Source organism: Caballeronia sp. M23-90, from assembly GCF_053574605.1.
Map to the genome: position 1 here is coordinate 1 of NZ_JBSIPA010000564.1, position 3,869 is coordinate 3,869.

The 3,869-nt window shown below is 58.1% G+C and carries 4 protein-coding genes; all 4 read right to left on the reverse strand.

Annotated elements, in window-relative coordinates; translation table 11 throughout:
• A partial coding sequence (folP, locus tag ACRXB1_RS32515; RefSeq protein ID WP_449494372.1) for a dihydropteroate synthase occupies window positions 1-760 on the reverse strand: 760 nt, incomplete at its 3' end.
• Between the two features lie 101 nt (window positions 761-861).
• Window positions 862-2,757, reverse strand: coding sequence for an ATP-dependent zinc metalloprotease FtsH (ftsH, locus tag ACRXB1_RS32520; protein WP_061999911.1), 1,896 nt, complete (start codon window positions 2,755-2,757; stop codon window positions 862-864).
• A 195-nt stretch (window positions 2,758-2,952) separates the two neighbouring features.
• On the reverse strand, window positions 2,953-3,615 hold the full coding sequence (locus ACRXB1_RS32525; protein WP_061999912.1) for an RlmE family RNA methyltransferase: 663 nt from the start codon (window positions 3,613-3,615) through the stop codon (window positions 2,953-2,955).
• The coding region (locus ACRXB1_RS32530; protein WP_449494371.1) for a hypothetical protein at window positions 3,615-3,869 on the reverse strand (255 nt) is incomplete at its 5' end. The genes ACRXB1_RS32525 and ACRXB1_RS32530, both read right to left, overlap by 1 nt.

A 3,869-nucleotide genomic window follows, 5' to 3' on the forward strand; every position in this document is an offset into this window, starting at 1 on the left:
TCACCGCTGCCGCCACGCTTGCAGCCACCCGTTCGGACGGCTGAGTCCGGCCAGTCACTGCGCCCAGCATTGACTTGCGCGACATCCCTGCCAGCAACGGCAGGTTCATGTTCACAGGCTGCGTACCGGCGAAATTCGCCAATAAGTCGTAATTATGAACCGTCACGGACTTGCCGAAGCCAAATCCGGGATCAAGACAGATGCGATTTGGCGCGATGCCGGCTTCGGTCAACGTGCGCACACGTTCGTCGAAAAACTCGCGCACTTCCGCCACGACATTCCGATAGACCGGCTCGTGCTTCTGCATGGTCCCGGGTTCGCCGAGCATGTGCATTACGCACAGACCGCAGGCGCTGTCCTCGACGGCATCGAACGCGCCTTCCTGACGAAACCCCCAGATATCGTTGATCATGTCTGCGCCGGCAGTCAGTGCGGCACGCATCACGGCAGGTTTGTAGGTATCGATGGAAAGCGGCACGCCAGTTGACCTCAATGCCTCGATCACCGGGATCACGCGCTCCAGTTCCTCGTCGAGCGGCACGGGTGGCGCGCCGGGGCGCGTGGATTCGCCGCCAATATCGAGGATATCGGCGCCATCGCGAATCATCGTTTCCGCTTGAGCCAGCGCGGCATCACGCGCGACAAACCGCCCGCCGTCTGAAAACGAGTCCGGCGTGACGTTTAATATTCCCATGATGAGCGGACGCTCGAAGGTGAGCGTGAATCGGCCACACGTGAGGGGGTCCGCGACGGTTTGCATGGCTGTAGCTAAATAGGTGTTGCTCAAGACGGTGATCTCAAGAAAGAAAAAGGGCTGGTGTGAACAACACACCAGCCCTTCGAAACTACTCTGGAATCACGTCAGGCAGAAGCGGGCGCTGTCGTGTTACCCGGCTTGACTTCCGCACCGGTATTGCCACCACCAGCAGACGGATCGCTCGACGGCGGCGGCAGGTTCTTCGGCGGCCGCGGCGGACGACCGCCCATGATGTCGCTGATCTGTTCTGCGTCGATGGTTTCCCATTCCAGCAGCGCCTTCGTCATTGATTCGACCTTGTCGCGGTTGTCTTCCAGCAGCTTGCGAGCGAGGCCGTACTGGTCGTCTAGAATCCGGCGAATTTCAGCATCGACCTTTTGCTGCGTGGCTTCGGATACCGTCTTCGACGCCATCTTGCCGAACATGCCGTCCTGCTCGGTATCGACATATACCATCGTGCCAAGCACGTCCGACATACCGTAACGCGTCACCATGTCACGAGCCATCTTGGTCGCGCGCTCGAAGTCGTTCGAGGCACCCGTGGACATGGAGTTCAGGAACACTTCTTCCGCTGCACGGCCGCCGAACAGAATGGCGATTTCCTCGAGCATCTTGTCGCGATACAGATTCACGCGATCGTGTTCCGGCAACTGCCACGTGATCCCCAACGCCCAGCCACGCGGCATGATGGAAACCTTGTGCACCGGATCTGCGTGAGGCAGCAACTTCGCCACCACTGCGTGACCCGACTCGTGATAGGCCGTATTCCGGCGCTCTTCTTCGCGCATCACAGCTGACTTGCGCTCCGGACCCATGAAAATCTTGTCCTTCGCGTCTTCGAAATCCGCCATCTCGACGATCCGCTTGCCGCGGCGCGCTGCGAACAGCGCAGCTTCGTTCACGAGATTCGCCAGATCGGCGCCCGAGAAGCCCGGCGTACCGCGTGCAATCACCGAAGCGTCGACGTCGTTCGAGATCGGCACCTTGCGCAGGTGCACCTTCATGATGTGTTCGCGACCGCGAATGTCCGGAAGACCGACATAAACCTGACGGTCGAAACGGCCCGGACGCAGCAACGCCTTGTCCAGTACATCAGAACGGTTGGTTGCAGCGATCACGATCACGCCAGAGTTCGCTTCGAAGCCGTCCATTTCAACAAGCATCTGGTTCAACGTCTGTTCGCGTTCGTCGTTACCGCCGCCCATGCCGGCGCCACGATGACGGCCCACCGCATCGATTTCGTCGATGAACACAATACAAGGCGCATGTTTCTTCGCCTGTTCGAACATGTCGCGCACCCGTGCGGCGCCAACACCCACGAACATTTCCACGAAGTCAGAACCCGAGATGCTGAAGAACGGCACCTTGGCTTCGCCAGCAATGGCGCGCGCCAGCAGCGTCTTACCCGTACCCGGAGGCCCGACCAGCAGCACGCCGCGCGGAATTCTCCCGCCGAGCTTCTGGAATTTCTGTGGATCGCGCAGGAAGTCGACAAGCTCGGAAACTTCTTCCTTCGCTTCGTCACAACCAGCGACATCGGTGAAATTGATTGCGTTGTTATTCTCGTCGATCAGCCGCGCTCGTGACTTGCCGAACGAAAACGCCCCGCCTTTCCCGCCGCCCTGCATCTGCCGCATCATGAAGAACCAGAATCCGATGATCAGGATCGTCGGTCCAAGGTAATACAGCGCGGAAACGAGCGCGTTGGGTTCGTCGTCAGCCTTGCCGCTGACCTGAACGCCGTACTTCATCAGGTCGCCGACCATCCAGATGTCGCCAGGCGACACGATCTGGTATTTCTGACCGTCTGCGGGGGTGACGGTGAGATTACGGCCCTGCACGGTAACGGTCTTGACCTTACCGGTCTTCGCGTCGTCCATGAACTGCGAATACGACACACCTTCCTGGACGCGGGGTTTGTCGAACTGCTTGAACACCGTGAACAGCACCAGTGCGATAACCAGCCACACCGCTGCCTTAGAAAACATATTGTTGTTCAAAGCACCACTCCTTCACTCATAGACGGGCGCCTACATTCGCCTTGCGGCACCACGAAAGCATTCTAATCCAGACCGCAAGCCCCTGCTATAACCTTTGACTAGCACGAAGATAGCGGCCGGATCCGATTTTTGGACCCCTTCGGCAAACACGCTCGTTGGACAAAAGCTCCTCCGAGGCGGTTTCGCCGGCAACTCTCACTCACGACGCTTGAGTTGCCTGCCCAAAATAAACGTTTCGGACGATTTGTCGCGCGACGCCTTAGGCTTGCGTGGCGCGACGATTTTGAATTGATGCTTGAACTTTTCCACAATCTGACTATAACCGCTGCCGTGAAAACATTTAACCAGCAGCGCACCATCCGGTTTCAGGTGGTTTTGCGAAAATTCCAGCGCCAGATCGCACAAATGCTCCATCCGGGCGGCATCCGCGCTCGCAACACCTGAGAGGTTGGGGGCCATGTCCGAGATTACAAGATCGACTTGATGATCCCCGACCAATTCTTTCAGTTGATCCAACACCGCGTCTTCCCGAAAGTCACCCTGGAAAAACGTAACGTCGGCAATGGGTTCCATGGGCAGGAGATCGAGCGCAATTATCTTGCCATCTATCCCGCCTTCGCGTGTGTCACCGCGGTTCGCCCCTTTGGCCAGCTTGTTGCGCACATACTGGCTCCAGCTTCCCGGAGTCGACCCCAGGTCCACGATAATCTGCCCCGGCTTGATCAGCTTGTCCTGCTCGTCGATCTCCTTCAGTTTGTACGCGGCGCGCGCCCGATACCCCTCGCGCTGCGCGAGTTTCACGTACGGGTCGTTGATGTGGTCGTGCAGCCACGAGTAGTTGAAGCGGTTTTTTGCCATTAAGAATGAACTCTTGCTGCGTGAAGCTGTACTTTTAGCGGATAATACGCGTCTAATTCGGGCTGCTGCTCAAATTTGAAGCAGCCTTCGTGTATATGGACAGCCGGTTTCGGCGACGTTGCGCCCTGTGGTGCGGCCGGTATGGTAGCCGGAAGCAGCCAACCGGCAAGGCATTCCGCCCGAATTGGCCGGTGCAATACCTGAGCTTCGGCGATTAAAGATTCGTTAAAATCAAGTCCGTTTGCTCGCCGCCA